General features: G+C 69.0%; 15 protein-coding genes. 6 read left to right on the plus strand and 9 right to left on the minus strand.

The window, feature by feature from the left end:
- Positions 1 to 29: 29 nt before the first annotated feature.
- The 4 genes from KDL01_RS07500 to KDL01_RS07515 all read right to left on the minus strand — a co-directional run bounded on the left by KDL01_RS07500 (position 30) and on the right by KDL01_RS07515 (position 4,484).
- Complete coding sequence (locus KDL01_RS07500) at positions 30 to 992, minus strand: carbohydrate ABC transporter permease (protein ID WP_212527623.1); 963 nt, start codon at positions 990 to 992, stop codon at positions 30 to 32.
- The gene (locus KDL01_RS07505) at positions 989 to 1,855 is read right to left on the minus strand and encodes a carbohydrate ABC transporter permease (RefSeq protein ID WP_368861528.1); all 867 of its coding nucleotides are present in this window, start codon (positions 1,853 to 1,855) and stop codon (positions 989 to 991) included. The genes KDL01_RS07500 and KDL01_RS07505 overlap by 4 nt, the downstream gene beginning before the upstream one ends.
- An 89-nt stretch (positions 1,856 to 1,944) precedes the next feature.
- Positions 1,945 to 3,240, minus strand: a complete 1,296-nt coding sequence (locus KDL01_RS07510) for a glycoside hydrolase family 125 protein (protein WP_212527625.1) — start codon at positions 3,238 to 3,240, stop codon at positions 1,945 to 1,947.
- A gap of 113 nt (positions 3,241 to 3,353) precedes the next feature.
- On the minus strand, positions 3,354 to 4,484 hold the full coding sequence (locus KDL01_RS07515; RefSeq protein WP_212527626.1) for a GntR family transcriptional regulator: 1,131 nt from the start codon (positions 4,482 to 4,484) through the stop codon (positions 3,354 to 3,356).
- A 122-nt stretch (positions 4,485 to 4,606) separates the two neighbouring features.
- Here KDL01_RS07515 and KDL01_RS07520 point away from each other — a divergent pair, with 122 nt between their 5' ends.
- The 4 genes from KDL01_RS07520 to KDL01_RS07535 all read left to right on the plus strand — a co-directional run bounded on the left by KDL01_RS07520 (position 4,607) and on the right by KDL01_RS07535 (position 8,674).
- On the plus strand, positions 4,607 to 6,517 hold the full coding sequence (locus KDL01_RS07520; RefSeq protein ID WP_212527627.1) for a glycoside hydrolase family 76 protein: 1,911 nt from the start codon (positions 4,607 to 4,609) through the stop codon (positions 6,515 to 6,517).
- Positions 6,518 to 6,599: 82 nt separating this feature from the next.
- Positions 6,600 to 7,184 carry an NUDIX domain-containing protein gene (locus KDL01_RS07525; protein WP_212527628.1) on the plus strand — a complete coding sequence of 195 codons (585 nt, stop codon included), beginning with the start codon at positions 6,600 to 6,602 and terminating at the stop codon, positions 7,182 to 7,184.
- 133 nt (positions 7,185 to 7,317) lie between these two features.
- Positions 7,318 to 8,127, plus strand: a complete 810-nt coding sequence (locus KDL01_RS07530; protein ID WP_281415293.1) for an ArsR/SmtB family transcription factor — start codon at positions 7,318 to 7,320, stop codon at positions 8,125 to 8,127.
- A 40-nt stretch (positions 8,128 to 8,167) separates the two neighbouring features.
- Entirely contained in the window at positions 8,168 to 8,674 is a 507-nt protein-coding gene (locus KDL01_RS07535) for a hypothetical protein (RefSeq protein WP_212527630.1), read from the plus strand.
- A gap of 69 nt (positions 8,675 to 8,743) precedes the next feature.
- Here KDL01_RS07535 and KDL01_RS07540 read toward each other — a convergent pair whose 3' ends face one another.
- A complete protein-coding gene (locus tag KDL01_RS07540) occupies positions 8,744 to 10,219 on the minus strand; it encodes a catalase (RefSeq protein ID WP_212527631.1) in 1,476 nt (491 codons plus the stop codon).
- 183 nt (positions 10,220 to 10,402) lie between these two features.
- Here KDL01_RS07540 and KDL01_RS07545 point away from each other — a divergent pair, with 183 nt between their 5' ends.
- The gene (locus tag KDL01_RS07545; protein ID WP_212527632.1) at positions 10,403 to 11,602 is read left to right on the plus strand and encodes a NosD domain-containing protein; all 1,200 of its coding nucleotides are present in this window, start codon (positions 10,403 to 10,405) and stop codon (positions 11,600 to 11,602) included.
- A gap of 302 nt (positions 11,603 to 11,904) precedes the next feature.
- Positions 11,905 to 12,516: a YceI family protein gene (locus KDL01_RS07550; RefSeq protein ID WP_212527633.1), complete on the plus strand. Its 612-nt coding sequence runs from the start codon at positions 11,905 to 11,907 to the stop codon at positions 12,514 to 12,516.
- 284 nt (positions 12,517 to 12,800) lie between these two features.
- Here the strand turns inward: KDL01_RS07550 and KDL01_RS07555 are convergent, their stop codons facing one another.
- From KDL01_RS07555 to KDL01_RS07570, 4 genes are all read right to left on the minus strand, one after another.
- Entirely contained in the window at positions 12,801 to 13,310 is a 510-nt protein-coding gene (locus tag KDL01_RS07555; protein WP_212527634.1) for a hypothetical protein, read from the minus strand.
- 143 nt (positions 13,311 to 13,453) lie between these two features.
- Positions 13,454 to 14,023: an HAD domain-containing protein gene (locus KDL01_RS07560; RefSeq protein WP_212527635.1), complete on the minus strand. Its 570-nt coding sequence runs from the start codon at positions 14,021 to 14,023 to the stop codon at positions 13,454 to 13,456.
- 442 nt (positions 14,024 to 14,465) lie between these two features.
- Positions 14,466 to 14,756, minus strand: a complete 291-nt coding sequence (locus tag KDL01_RS07565; RefSeq protein WP_212527636.1) for a hypothetical protein — start codon at positions 14,754 to 14,756, stop codon at positions 14,466 to 14,468.
- A 134-nt stretch (positions 14,757 to 14,890) separates the two neighbouring features.
- Positions 14,891 to 15,145: a hypothetical protein gene (locus tag KDL01_RS07570; protein ID WP_212527637.1), complete on the minus strand. Its 255-nt coding sequence runs from the start codon at positions 15,143 to 15,145 to the stop codon at positions 14,891 to 14,893.
- Positions 15,146 to 15,531: the final 386 nt, after the last annotated feature.

The raw sequence follows: 15,531 nt of genomic DNA on the forward strand, positions 1-15,531 counted from the left end.
CGAGGGTGAACCGTTTTTTGCGCCGTGGATCACTTGCCGCCGCTGGTCGCGAGTCCCTCCACGATCCAGCGCTGCGCGAACAGGAAGACGATCAGGACCGGAAGCGAGGCCACGACCGTGCCGGCCATCAGCGGGCCGTAGTCGGTGGCGTAGTTGGTCACGAACCCGGCCAGGCCCACCTGGATCGTCATCATGCTCGGCGAGCTGAGTACGATCAGCGGCCACATGAACGAGTTCCAGCCGGCCTGGAAGGTCAGGATGCCGAGTACCGCGAGGCTGGCCCGGGCCAGCGGGAGGTAGATCCGGAAGAAGATCCGGAACTCCCCGGCGCCGTCGATGCGGGCGGCGTCGGCCAGGTCCCCGGGCAGCGACTCGAAGGCCTGCTTCATGAAGAACACGGCGAACGCGCCGACCGCGCCGGGCAGGATCACCGCCCAGTAGGTGTCGATGAAGCCGCCGCCGCCCTTGCCGGCCAGGTCGTTCCCGCCCACCAGCGGGAACTGCTTCATGATCAGGAACAGCGGCACCATGGTCGCGGTGGAGGGGATCATCATCGAGCCTACGTAGGCGCTGAACAGGATCCGCTTGCCGCGCAGGTGCAGCTTGGCCAGGGTGTAGCCGGCCAGCGAGCCGAAGAAGAGGTTCGAGAGCACTCCGGCGCTCGCGATCAGCAGCGAGTTGCGGGCGTAGGAGAGCATCGGCACCGTGTGGAAGACGTTGCTGTAGTTGCCCCAGGTGAAGGTGCGCGGCAGCAGCCGGAAACCGTCCGAGATGATCTCGCCGGCGGGCTTGAGCGAGGTCGAGAGGGTCCACAGCAGCGGCAGCACCGTCGAGATGCTCACCAGCACCGCCGCGGCCCACCACAGCAGCCCGCCCACACGCCGTCGCAGGGGCTTGCGCCGCTTCGGGTGCGGGGCCGCCGCGGCCGCGGTCTTCGGCGTGCCGGGCGCGCCGGGCGCGCTCGTGGTCGGGGAGGTCGTCAGGGCGCTCATCGGTCACCGGTCCGCTTGACCAGGCCGGCGTTGACCAGCGCGACGACGAGGATCACCAGGAACAGCACCACCGAGATCGCCGAGGCGTATCCCATCTGCAAGGCCCCGAATCCGCGGTCGTAGATGTAGTAGACGAGCGTGACGGTCGAGTTGCCCGGGCCGCCCTGGGTCAGCACGTAGGCCTGGTCGAAGACCTGGAACGCGCCGATGATCTGCAGCGTGGTCACCAGCAGCGTGGTCTTGGCCAGGCACGGCAGCGTGACGTGGCGGAAGACCTGCCAGCCGTTCGCGCCCTCGGTCCTGGCCGCCTCGGTCAGCTCCGGGGGTATGTTCTGCAGCCCGGCCAGGTAGATCACCATGTTCGTGCCGAACCCGGCCCACACCGACATCAGCACGATCGCGGGCATCGCCCAGTTCGAGTCGTAGAGCCAGGCCGGGCCGTTGATCCCGAACCAGCCGAGCATGATGTTGATCAGTCCGCGCTGCGGGTTGAGCATCCAGTACCAGATGCTCGCGGTGGCCACGGTGGAGGAGACCACCGGCACGTAGAACAGGACCCTGAAGTACTTCGCGGCGCGCACCCGGCGGTTGAGCAGCAGCGCGGTGCCGAGCGAGACGGCGATGCCCAGCGGCACGTACATCAGGGTGTAGATCACCGTGTTCTTCAGCGCGATCCGGAAGAACGGGTCGTGCAGGAGCTTGGTGTAGTTGCCGAACCCGATCCAGCTGGGCGGGGTGAGCACGTCGTAGTCGGTGAAGCTGTAGTAGGCCATCAGCCCGATCGGCAGCACCACGAAGGCGAGGAACACCAGGACCGGGATGCTCAGGAAGGCCGCCGCGGCGGTGCTCTCGCGCCGGCGCAGGCCGCCGGTACGCGCCCGGCCCGGCCGGCTCGGGGCCGGACGCCCGGCGGCGCGCCGGGGGTCCGGGGTGTCGGTGTACGTCACCTGGGTCAGCCTTTTTCCGGATCGGGGAACCCGCAGCACTCCAGCGCGAGCTCGCAGAACATCGCCTCGGCCCAGGAGAACCAGCCGCGGGTCCAGGTCTCCGGCCGGTCGGCGTGGAAGGACTCGTGGATGCGGTCGGTGCCGCCCCGGGTGGCCAGCAGGGTCCGCAGCGCGTCGCGTTTGGCCTGCTCGTCGGTGTCGGTCAGGGCCGCCACGGCCAGCGCGATCGGCCACACGTGCCGGTCCGGGGTGTGCGGGCTGCCGACCCCGCTCGCCGCGCTGCCGCGGTGGTAGGTCGGGTTGCGCTCGCTGAGCACGAACGCGCGGGTGGCGAGATAGACCGGGTCCTCGCGGCGGCAGTAGCCGAGCAGCGGCAGGGACAGCAGGCTCGGGACGTTCGCGTCGTCGGCCTCGAGCACGCCGCCGTACCCGTCCACCTCGTAGGCCCAGCGCGGTCCGGTCTCCGGATCGTCGATCAGGGCGTGGGCGCGCAGCCCGTCCTCGATCGCGGTGCGCAGCTTGGCGGCCCGCGCGAGCAGATCGGCGCCGGTCGGCCCGGGGGGCGGTGCGGCCTCGCCGATCTCGGCCAGCCGGCCGAGCACCACGGCGGCGAACTGGTTGTCCGGCACGTTGTAGCCGTAGGCGCAGGCGTCGTCGCTGGGGCGGAAGGCGCTCCAGGTCAGGCCGGTGACGGCGACGAGCGGGCCACGGCCGACGCGCTCGAGCGAGTCGCTGGCGGGCGCGTCGTGGCGCTGGAACCGGTAGGTCGAGGCGTTCTCGTGGTCCTGCTCGGTCTCCCAGAGCTCGACGACGCGCTCGACCGCGGCCCAGTACCCGGCGTCGAAGACGTCGGTGCGGCCGTAGCCGCGCCAGATCCGGTAGGCCAGGTGCAGCGGGTAGCACAGGGAGTCGACCTCGTATTTGCGTTCCCAGACGTCCGGGCTCATCGCGGTCTCGTCGCTCTGGTGCCCGGCGCCGTCGGGCCCGGCGTTGAACGCGTTCGCGTACGGGTCGAGCGCGATGCAGGCGAGTTGGCGGCGCAGCACCGCCACCGCGAAGCCCTCGGCCGCCGGAAGCGCGTCGCCGAGCCGGATCAGCGGCAGCACCTGGGCCGCGGAGTCGCGCAGCCACATCGCCGGGATGTCGCCGGTGAGCAGGAAGACGGTGTCGTCGGCCAGGGTACGGGCGGCGCGGTGCAGGGTCTCGTCGGCGAAGCGCACGACCAGTGCGGCGGTCTCCTCGTCGAGGATCGCGCCGATCCGTTCCCGGAGTGCGGCGAGCTCGGCGGCCACGGCGTGCACAGATCACCTCTACTAAATATATTCAATGGTTCGAGCGGTGACGTGAATATAACCCCTCCTTCACACGCGCGCAACGGTGATGACCCTTGGCACCCCGCGACTGTGACGCCGGGTCAGCTCTCGACCGGGCCCGTCCCGGCCTCCACGAGCCGAAACGCCACGGTCGTCAGAGCCGGCCGGGTCCGCCCGGCGAGCTGCTCGCGCAGCGCCGCCACCGCCCGCCGGCCCATCTCGGCCTCGTCCTGGCGCACGTGCAGGAAGCGCGGCGGGTCGAAGGGGTCCACCGGGGAGTCGAAGCAGGCGATGCGCGGCGGGTTCGGACGCTCGCGCACTCCGGTCTCCACCACCCGCGCCAGGTTGTACTCGCTCGCCACGATCGCGGTCACCTGCGGTGTGTCGTCCAGGAAACGTCCGATCCGTTCCGCGTCGCGGCGCACGTTCGCGGCGTTGAGCGCTCCGGGCAGCGTGGCGCCGAACCCGGTCACGGCGTGCCCGGTGACCTCGGGCCCTGCTTCGGCCACCGCCTGCCGGAACCCGGCAAGGCGCTGCTCGATGCTCGTGGTGTGCGAGGGCTCGGGCGAGGCGAAGGCGAGGTGGCGATGGCCGTCCCGGATCAAAGCGGCCGTCAGTTCGCGTGCGGCGGCGAGGTTGTCGGTGCGTACGGCGTCCGCGGGCAGGCCCTCGAGCGGCCGGTCCACCATGACCAGCGGGAAGTGGTCGAGCACCGCCCGCACCAGGCTCGCGTTGTGGTACTCGCCGTGGACGGGGAAGACGACCAACCCGTCCACCCCGCGCTCGCGCAGCCGGTCCACCGCGCGTTCCTCCTCGGCCCGGTCCCCGGCCGTGCGGTGCACGATCAGGTCGTCGCCGTGCTCGGCGCACGCGGCGTCCACGGCGAGCAGGAGTTCGAGCCCGTAGGACTCCGAGACGTCCGGGATGAGCAGCGCGAAGGTGCGTCCGGCCGCGACCCGGTCGCGACGCGTGCCGGCCTCGGTCTTGTCCAGGCTGATCGAGTCGAGGTCGGGCAGCTGCTGCGCGACGAAGGTCCCCTTGCCGCGCAGCCGTTCCACCACGCCCTGACGCCGCAACAGTTCCAGCGCGCTCTGCGCGGTGACCCGGCTGACGCCGAAGCGGGCCGCGAGTTCGGCCTCTGACGGTACCCGCGCGCCCGGGCCGAGTTCACCGGTGCGCAGCGCGTCGAGCAGGTGGTCGACGATGTTCTGGTAGAGCAACGGCTTCGACATTGCGTCACCCTACCGCTCCGCCTGGCCTGCCGAAAGACCTGCGACAGGTTGACCTATGTTGACGCATGACAACTTCGACACTACGGTCACGCGCACTGCACCGACGCAGTTTCGGAGGAACGATGCGTAAGCTCAGTCTCCTGATCGCGGGCGGCTTGTTGGCCGCCACGAGCCTGGCGGCGGCCGTCCCGGCCCAGGCCGCCACAAGCTCCGACGGACTCACGGCGATGTCCGATTTCGTCTCGGCGTTCTGGGATCCCACGACCGACTACTTCTACACGAACAGCAACCAGCAGATAGAGACCGCGCACGCCTACGGCCCGGACAGCGGCCTGTACGCGGACTTCTGGTGGGAGGCGCAGAACTGGGAGACCGTCATGGACGCCTACCAGGCGGCCGAGGCACAGAGCTCCAGCCAGGCGTCCACCTACCGCAGCATGATCGACGAGGTCTACGACGGGTTCACCGCCTTCTACCCGACCTTCAGCACGGACTTCAACGACGACCTGGCCTGGTGGGACGTCGCCTCGATCCGGGCCTACCAGATCACCGGCGAGAGCCGCTATCTGACCACCGCGGAGAACCTGTTCAGCGAGATCTGGGCGTATCAGGACTCGACCTACGGCGGCGGGATCTGGTGGCAGCGCTCGGTCCAGAACGAGAAGAACGTGGCCGCCAACGCCCCGGTGGCCGAGGCCGCGGCCGAGATCTACCAGGCCACCGGCGACTCGTCCTATCTGACCGACGCCGAGTCGATCTTCAGCTGGGTGCAGAGCACGTTGCAGAGCGGCGGCCACGTCTACGACCACATCGACGGCTCCGGCGTGGCCAAGTGGGACTTCACGTACAACTTCGGCAGCTACATCGGCGCCGCCGACGCCCTGTATGAGGCCACTAATACGAGTTCGTACCTCACCGACGCGGTGAGCGCGGCCACCTGGGCGACGACGTACCTGACCAACGCGGGCACGGTCGACTACGAGGGGGTCGACGACGCCGGCGGGTTCAAGATGATCCTCATCAGGAACCTGGCGCACCTGGTCACGGTCGAGGGCGAGAGCCAGTTCCTGCCCTACCTCCAGCGCAACGCGAATCAGGCCTGGAACGTGCGCCGCAGCAGTGACGGTTTGATCGGCGCCGACTGGTCCGCCCCGACCTCGAGTTCATATATCCAGTCACTGACGGCGGCCGCGGGTGCCAGCGCGCTCCTGGTCGTGCCGGCCGACGGCAGCACCGGCGCGCAACCCGCGTTCGGCACGTACGACGCGATCAATGCCCTGACCAACATCAGCACGGAGAGCTCCAACGCGGGCTTCCAGGGTCGCGGCTACCTGGCCGGCTGGGACGCCGACGGCCAGTACGTCACGTTCGAGGTGAACGCTCCGTCCACCGCGAACTACGAGCTCGACTTCTTCTACGCGGCCGGCGCGGGCGCCGCGACCAGGCAGATCACGGTCAACGGCACCACCCTCGCCCAGACCGAGAGCTTCCCGAGCACAGGCAGCTGGACCAGCTGGTCGACGATCAGGCTCAACGGCGTCGCACTCAACCAGGGGTACAACACCGTCACGGTGAACTACTCGGCCGCCGCGGGCGACACGAACTACCTGAACCTCGACACGATGCAGGCCTCGGTCCAGTTGCTCGCGCAGAACGGTGTCCTGCACGGCCTGTCCACCGAGTCGACCTACAGCGGTTACAGCGGCACGGCGTACGTCGCGGGCTGGGACGCCGACAGCGAGTGGGTGGACCTGAACGCGAACGTCAGCCGCACCGGCACCTACAGCGTGACACTGCGATACGCCGCGGCAGCGGGCAACGCCTCTCGCTACCTGTACGTGAACGGCGCCGCGGTCAACGACAACCTGAGCCTGCCCGGCACGGCCAGTTGGAGTACCTGGAACACGGTCACGGTGAGCGGGGTGGCGCTGAACGCGGGCTCGAACACGATCTCCGTGATCTACAACAGCTCCCTGGGAAGCTCGAACTACGTGAACCTCGACGAGGCCACCGTCCAGTACACCGGCGGCTGATCCCGGCGGACCGGTCGCCGAGCCGCGGCTTTCCGAGCCGGCGTGGCGCGGCGACCGGTCCGCACAGTGCTAGGTTGGCGCGATGCCGCAGGACCAAGATCAGAACCGAGACAGCCGCGCCGCCCGAACCGGTATCGACGGCATCGACGACCGGGCAGGTGAGCGGCCGGGCCGCAACGCGCCCGGGGACGCGCACGGGCGTGACGTGGTGGTGGCCGTCTGGCGGCGGCTGCGCAAGTACCAGTGGCGGCTGGTCTGGCTGCGGCAGAGCAAGTTCATGGTCACCACCACCGGCCTGGTCCGCGACGACCGCGGCCGGGTGCTGCTGCTGCGCCACCGTTTCTGGCCGGTCGGCCGCCAGGTGGGGCTGCCCGGCGGCTACGCCGTCTCCGGCGAGCGGCTCGAGGACGCCGTGGCCCGCGAGGTGCACGAGGAGACCGGGCTGCACGTCGAGGTCGCCCACGTGGTCCAGGTGCGCAGCGGTTTCCGCCTGCGGGTGGAGACCGCCTTCGCCGCCACCCTCGTCCCCGGCGGGGACCCGCGCCTGGACGCCCGCGAGATCCTCGCCGCCGGCTTCTACGAACTCGACGACCTGCCCGAAGACCTCATGCCGAACCACCGCCGCCTCATCCAGGACAACGCCGCCTGGTTCACGCCCGCGGGCTGAATCGCCCCTGAGCTGCCCCTGAGCTGCCCCTGAGCCGCGGAAAAATCGTCCGGCGCAGACCTGTGGGCTCGGTGCTTGACGATATGCAGGTAGATACCTGCATAATGGAGGGGTGAGCGGCGAAGCGAACGCGATGGACCTGGTCTTCAAGGCCCTGGCCGACCCGACCCGCCGCCTGATGCTGGACCGGCTGCGCGGGCAGGACGGCCAGACGCTCGGTGAGTTGTGCGAACACGTCGGGATGGCCCGCCAGTCGGCGACCCAGCACCTCGACCTGCTGGTGGGCGCCGGGCTGGTCAGCGTCGTGCGGCGGGGGCGGGAGCGGCTGCACTACCTCAACCCCGTGCCCATCCACGAGATCGAAGAGCGCTGGATCTCGGGGTTCGACCGACCGCGCCTGCGCGCGCTCAGCGCCGTCAAGACCCAGGCAGAGGAGTACGCCATGGCCGCCGAAACCCCCGACGACACTTCCGGCACCGCCGACCCGGTTCCGGACTACGTCTACGTCACCTACATCCGCGCCACGGCCGAGCAGGTCTGGCGGGCCCTGACCGACGCCGACCTGACCGCGCGGTACTGGGGACACGCCAACGTCTCCGACTGGGCGCCGGGATCGCGTTGGGAGCACCGCCGCGTCGACGGCTCCGACGCGGTCGACGTCGTCGGCCGGGTGCTCGAGGCCGAGCCGCCGACCCGGCTGGTGATCACGTTCGAGGACGCCCCCGACTCCGAGCGGGAGGCGTCGGTGGTGACCTTCACGGTAGAGCCGCACCAGGACATCGTCCGGCTGACCGTGACCCACGAGAAGCTGCCCAACCGGGAGATGCTCGGCGGAATCTCGAAGGGCTGGCCGGCCGTGCTGGCCAACCTCAAGTCGCTGCTGGAAACCGGCGACGCGCTGCCGCAGGCGCCGTGGGAGATGAACGCGAACGCACACGCGTGAGCCGGATGCTCTAAGCCGTGTGCCAGAGAAGGAGGATTCCATGAACAGCACCGCGAACGCCCTGCTCGAGGCCTACCGCGCGTTCGAGGACGCGGCGCAGACGGTCTCCTCGGCCGCCGAGGCCGAACGCGTCGCCCCGGCGGCGGGGGAGTGGGACGCCGAGCAGATCCTCGCGCACGTGAGCCTCGTGACCGCGGCCACCCTCGGCGCGGTCTCGGCCGTCGCCGCCGGAGTCAACGCCACGTACGACAACCGCGTCGCCCAGGACACCTGGACCCTCGACCGCCTCGTCGAACGCGCCGGCGGCGGCGCGGGCCTGCGCGAGCGCATTCGCCTCCAGGCGCAGGCGCTGCGCGCACTCGTCGACGGCGCGGCCCTCGGCGAGACCGAACTGGCCACGCCGGTGCCGACGCTGCTCGTGTCGCACGGCAAGCTGATGCTGGATCAGCCCGTGCCGCTCGGCGAAATCGTCACCGGCCTCGCCGCCATGGAAGTCCCCGGACACGCGCGCCAACTGCTGGCGCTACGGACCGACACCGCGTCATAGTCCTCCGACCACTACCGCCCGGTCCGGCGCGACACTTCGTTTCTTCGCCTTCGCTACTTCGCTACTTCGCTACTTCTGCGTGCCGAACTGGGCGGCCACCGCGTCGCCGAGCGCCTGGTCCACGCTGCGCCAGTAGGCGAAGGCGCGGGCGAGGACCGGGCCGCTCACGCCCTTGCGCAGGTGGCCGGTGATGTTGCCGACGAGCCGCTCGCGGCCCGCGTCGTCGAGCACGTTGCGCACCAGCGAGCCGGCCTGGCCGTAGTCGTCGTCCTCGGCGTGCAGGGTGGCGGCGGCGTGCACCAGCTCGCCCGCCTCCGCCCACCAGCTCGCCGGATCAGGACCCTGCGGCCGGTCCGCCGCGGGCCCGCCGTACGAGTTCGGCGCGTAGACGGCGCCGGTCCGGGCCGGGCTCTGGCGCATCGAGCCGTCCTTGGCGTACGAGTGCAGGTCCACGACTGCGCGGTTCGGCGGCAGTTCGTGGTAGTTGGTCCCGATCCGGTAGCGGTGCGCGTCCGGGTAGGAGAACATCCGGCCCAGCAGCATCTTGTCCGGCGACGGGCCGACCCCGGGCACCAGGTTCGACGGCTCGAACGCGGCCTGCTCGATATGGATGTGGTAGTTCTCCGGGTTCTCGTCCAAGGTCATCCGGCCGACTTCGATCAGCGGGTAGTCCGAGTGCGGCCACACCTTCGTCAGGTCGAACGGGTTGAACCGGTACCCGGCCGCGTCCGCGAACGGCATGACCTGCACCGACAGCGTCCACGACGGCGCGTCGCGGCGCTCGATCGCGTCGTGCAGGTCCCGCAGGTAGTGGTCCGCGTCGCTGCCCGCGAGCCGCTCGGCCTCCGCGTCGGTCAGGTGCTCGTTGCCCTGGTCGGTGCGGAAGTGGTATTTGACCCAGACCTTCTCGCCGGCCGCGTTGACCCACATGTACGTGTGCGAGCTGAACCCGTCCATGTTGCGCCAGGTGCGCGGCAGCCCCCGGTCGCCCATCAGCCAGGTGACCTGGTGCGCCGACTCGGGCGAGAGGGTCCAGTAGTCCCACTGCATGTCGTTGCTGCGCAGGTTGGTGTGCGGGTCGCGCTTCTGCGAGCGGATGAAGTCCTGGAACTTCATCGGGTCGCGCATGAAGAACACCGGCGTGTTGTTGCCGACCATGTCGTAGTTGCCGTGCTGCGTATAGAACTTCAGCGCGAAGCCGCGCGGGTCGCGCCAGGTGTCCGGGGAGCCGTGCTCGCCCGCCACCGAGGAGAAGCGCGCGAGCATCCGCGTCCTGCGCTTGGGCTGGAACACGTCCGCGCAGGTGAACTGGGAGACGTCCTGTGTCACCCGGAAGTGCCCGTAGGCTCCGCCGCCCTTGGCGTGCACGACCCGCTCGGGCACCCGCTCCCGGTTGAACTGGGCCATCTTCTCGATCAGGTGATTGTCGTGCAGCAGCACCGGCCCGTCGGGCCCGACGGTCAGCGAGTGCGCGTCGCTCTCCACCTGCGCGCCGGCGTTCGTCGTGGTCGCGGGTACGCGCGCTGAGCCTGAGCCGTTCGTCATCGGTCCTCTCCAGGGCTTCGGCCCGCCCGCGCCGCGGCCGGACCGATCGGGTGCAGAACTCCTGAAAACGATCAAATCATCTGATCACACGTCCGGCCCGCCCAGGGCGCGGCCGCTCACGCCAACAGAGCAGCGAAAGGGCCCGAACGCGGGTACCCGGACCGGCGGTTCGGGCGACGCGCGTTGCGGCGGGGAGCCGCCGGGCACACCGTCTCCGGCGGCGGCCAGGGCGTCGGCATCGCCATCGGGTTCGACCAGCCGGTCCAGCAGACCGGCGACGAGGTGGAGAACGGCAGCCTGGAGAACCTGGGCGACGCGGTGAACTTCGGCGACGTCGGCGGGACCGTCTTCTCGCACCTGAGGATCACCGACGCCGCGTCCGGCGGGCCGGTCTTCCGCACCCGCGACGGCGAGGTCGGCGGCTACACGATCCTCGACTCCTCGATCACCACGCCGGTCGGCGAATACCTCACCTACGCGAGCATCGAGGACACCCCCGGCTTCACGCTGGAGAACTCCACGGTCGACGGCGGACAGTACTACCTGTCCCAGACCGCCGGACCGCTCTTCGAACGCGACACCTTCACCGACGTCCCGATGACCTTCGATAACGAGGGCGGCATCCGGGCCAGTGACAGTTCCTTCCTGGACAGCCCGATCTACGACGGGCCCGACTACGCCGACGACGACTTCTCCTACGACACCTTCAGCGGCGCGGGCACCGCGGTCGACGTCTGGAGCATGCAGAACGAGACGTTCACGCACGACGTGTTCAGCGCGGACGGCGTCGGCCTCGAACTCGACGGCGACTACGGCGCCACCGTCACGGACAGCGTCTTCAGCGACGACGGCGAGGGCGCGGCCGACTCGTCGAACGAGAACACCGGCGCCGGCGGCGGCGACGTGTTCACCAGCGACACGTTCACCCACGACAGCGGCGGCCTCGGGATGTACAGCATCGCCGGCGACACCGTCTCCGACGACTCCTTCACCGACGACGGCCTCGGCGTGTACATGGAGTACCCGAGCTCCGACACGATCACCCGCGACCGGTTCGTGAACGACGCCATGTACGGCCTCTACGCGTGGGAGCAGTACCCCGGCGGCGGCTCACCGATCGGACTCACCGTCAGCGACGACGTCGCCGTCCACGACGGCCACCAGCCCGGCACCTGGACCGATCCCGAAGGTGACGCCGTCGTGGGCGCGTTCTTCATCTACGCGCCGGACGGCGGAGTGACCGTCCAGGACGATCACACGGCCGACGACGGCGGCTGGGGCATCTTCCTCGTCCCCGGCGCGCCCGACACCCTGGCCTCGGGCAACGTCTCCTCACACGACGCGAACGGCTGCAACCCGGCCACCGCCTGCGCGTACCACTGAGCAGGGCACCCGCCGCTGCAGCGCGCCGCCCTGCGCTGCAGCCGCGGGACCAGCGAGGCCGGCAGCCGACCCGACTACCCCGCGTCCGCCTCGACTGTCCCGCGTCTGTCCCGAACTCCGACCATCCCCTGCCGCCTGACCAGCCATGATGCGGCAAGCCTCCCCTCCGCACCCGGCGCCGCCCGCCACTTAGTTGAAACTTGAACAAGATGCCGCTACGCTGAAGGCAGAAGTTAGTTGAAGTTTCAACCAAAGCCATTAGCCATTGGCGCAAGCCAGCCTTCGAGTTCCAGGAGCAGATCATGGGTATCTTCAGCCGCAAGGACGAGTCCGCCGTCGCCGTCGCGCCCGCCCAGGGCAAGGTCGACACCGACCTGTCCCACCTGACCGGCGACTACACCATCGACCCTGCGCACAGCCGCATCGGCTTCGCGGTCCGGCACGCCATGGTCACCAACGTGCGCGGCGAGTTCACCGAGTACGAGGGCAAGCTCCACCTCGACGGCGCCGACCCGGCCAAGTCCACGGCCGAGCTGGTCATCAAGGTCGCCAGCATCGACACGAAGCAGGCCCAGCGCGACGAGCACCTGCGCACCGGCGACTTCTTCGCCGCCGAGAAGTACCCGGAGATCACCTTCCGCTCGACCTCGGCCGAGGAGGTCGGGGACGACACCTACCGCCTGCACGGCGAGCTCTCCATCAAGGACGTCACCCGCCCGATCACCCTCGACCTCGAGTTCACCGGCGCGGCGACCGACCCCTACGGCCTGAACCGGGCCGGCTTCGAAGGCGGCACCACCGTCGACCGCACCGACTGGGGCCTGACCTACAACGCCGCCCTCGAGACCGGTGGCGTGCTGATCGGCGAGAAGATCAAGCTCACCCTGGACATCTCCGCCGTCAAGAGTGCCTGAGCCCGCGCCCGAGTTCCAGGGCGCCCACCCGTCCGTGGGGAGCCGGCCGACCGCGCCCGGCTCCCCACGGATACAGGGCCCTGTCATGATCGGTACTCACGCGTAGCCCTCAGCGTGGCCAACCGTCGGTCGACTACCCCATGGGCATGGTCGATTTCCTCATCGCCCTGGTCAGCGAGACTCTCGACGCGCCGTTCCTCCCCAGTCTTCGCTACAGGGGCGGCGTCGTCTACCGGAGCCGCCGCGCATCCGATCCCGCCGTCCGCGATGAATACCCTGACTTCTCAGGCAGATTCAGCCGCAAGCGCGACCCACGGTTCGGCAAGGAGTAGGACTCGATCGAGGTCGGGATCGAAGCCGAGGACGGGATGCTGCCAGGAACTCTCGGCAGACATCAACACGGGCTTGCCCAACCGACGACCGATCGCTGCCAGAAACCGGCAGAAGTCGTCGAGCCTCCTCTGACCCTGCAACTCCGACAAGTCGACGTCGAAATCGATGGTCTCGCCTCCACCGGCCCAAGGGCGAAAGATCGCGAGAATCTCCGGGATCGGCCGCACCCAGATATTCATCTGGTCAGCCTCCGCTGAGCGCTGGAACAGCGCCGCCGCCGACGGCAGCTCGATGGCATCCGCGCCCTCGAAGCACTCCACACTCCAACCACTGGACCGGATCAGTTCGAAGAGCGACTGCCAGTCCGTGACCGAGGCCCCCGGGACATGCACGTCAGGCAGGCCACCCATCAACTCTGGGTCGAAGAAGCACCTGACTTCCTCCCAGCGCAGATCAACCATGCGCCCATCCTGCACGGCACCCGGCCGCAACGCAGCTAGATTTCCCCCGCGCGCGTGGTCAATCCGTCCCCGCCCACGTCCTCCGCATCCGTCCGTATCCGCGGCCTCACCCTGCTCCCGCAGCCGCCGGACGCCGCAAGGGCTCATCCGATCAAAGCCGCCCAGCGTGCGATCGCGGCGAAGTCCTTCTCGCGCAAGCCGAACCTGGGGTCGATGGGCTGCAGAAGCGAGGGCGCGGGATACCGCTCGGCACACCAACGCCAGTCAGCCGGCGAGATCTGATCGTCAACCCAGGCGAACGGCCGCCCCGCCGCATACTCCGCGAGATGGCGGGTCTTCCAGAACAACCCGTCCGCGTCCGCTCTCTCCTTCGAGGGCCATTCGACCACCGGCAACCGCGGCAAGCCGATCTGAGGCCCGATCAGCCGATTCGCGTCATGCTCCCACGTCGTGGCCCACACCAGCTCCACCGGCAGACCAGCCAATGCCGCACCGTGGTCGGGATTGAGCCAGACCCGCAACGCCCGCGGCCGCCCGTAGAAGGAGTGCTCGGTCCATCCAGCAGGCCGCAACCGGTGCGTGACATACCCGGCCGGCCGACGTGTCGGCTTGGCCGCGAACGGATTGAGCGGCCCGTCCACGTCGAGAAACAGAATCGGCAGCCGCCCGACGGCGGCACCACTCGCACCCTGCTGCCCGGTCGAGACTGTCATCACCGCACCTTACCGAATCGCAAGGCCGAAAGGGCCTTGCGGCAGCATCCGTGCCCGGGCCGACCTTCGCCCAGGTCAGAGAGCCCCATCATCGACTGCGAGTGGTGCTGTTCGAATCTTCAGCTGCGCTCGCATATTGTCGTCTCAGGCCGGCTGTAACTGGGGGCTTTCGCCAGACACCCGGCGGACTGCCGTGGCTACCGGCGGTGCCCTGTCAGAGGTCGGCCGTAGGCTCGTGGCTGCGCGGTCGGCACCGAGGAATCCAGCTCGAGAATGCACCAGCCTCCCCGGATATGCGCGGGGGTGGCATTGGACTTGTTCCAGGGCCCAACCGGCGTTCGGGCTTCGTTGAGGGGTAAGAGTGAGTCCTGCCAGCGCCGACCGCGCACGTGACCTTCCGCTTCGACTACTTCGCTGTCGACCTGCACGAATGCGACGGGTCTCAGTTGCGACGGCGCCCACGTCCGCTGCGGATGTCCTCGGCGAGGAGCTGTAGGTCTCGCGCGTCGGTCACAGCGAGCCGGGCGGCGCTGATCAGCTTTGCCAGGCTGCCTTCGGAGCTGACCACGATGTCTTCGATCACGTTCGCTGGAGGCGTGATCTCGTCGTAGCAATCGTGCCACGCGAGTTCCACGAGCTCGATCAGCTCAAGGGCTGCCCCGGCGTCGCGACCGAACACCTCTTGAAACCGTGGCCTTCGCTCGGCCTGTCGCTCTGCGCGTCCTACTGCCATACGGGCCATGCTATGCGAACCCTCACTTGGCGTATCCGCACGCGGACTGACCTGAGCCCAGGTCCGAGCCCATCGTCGAGTTGATCCCCCGGAAGTCCTGCGAGTGCCCACATCGGGCACGATGAGCCTTGGTGTCAGTCGCTGTTCTCAGTGAGCGGCTCGGGACCGACGCCGTAGTAGCGACGTTGAGCAGGCCATAGGGCTGCGGTGCCGGCGGTCCCGAGAGCCACGGCGATGCTCAAGCTTCCCCATGCGGGGAGTTTTGCGGGTGGGCCGCCGAACTGGATGACGACGAAGGTCACGGCGCAGAGCAGCACCGATGACATGGACAGGAGATTGAGTACGAACGCCTGCGCCAGATGACGCTTTGGCCAGTCGGCGAGGCGCATGGCGTAGATCTGATAGATGGTGAGATACAGTCACAGGGCTTCGGCTGCGGCCCACCCGATTCCGTAGGCGCTGCCGACGACCGCTGCGAGAATGAGCGGGCCGAGACTGGCGAAGAACCCCAGTGCGATCCTTGCCTGTAGGGGGGTCTTCATAGCCGCAGAGTCTCTGCGGCACGGCTCAGTCCTGTCAAGGGCGTGAGAGCGTCGGACGACGGTGGGCATGAGGACTCTGCTGAGGGCGATCGGCGAGGGATTCTAGTACTACAGTTGCAATTCTTGCCCTGAGTTGCATCGTCGCTGGTAGTGGCATCGGCGGGCGGTGGCTTGGTGGCGTCTTCGCCAGGCGGACCAGTGCAGTAGGTGTCGGTGTCGGTGGTGGCGTGGCG

The organism is Actinospica durhamensis (assembly GCF_018139695.1).
GTDB classification, from domain to species: domain Bacteria; phylum Actinomycetota; class Actinomycetes; order Streptomycetales; family Catenulisporaceae; genus Actinospica; species Actinospica durhamensis.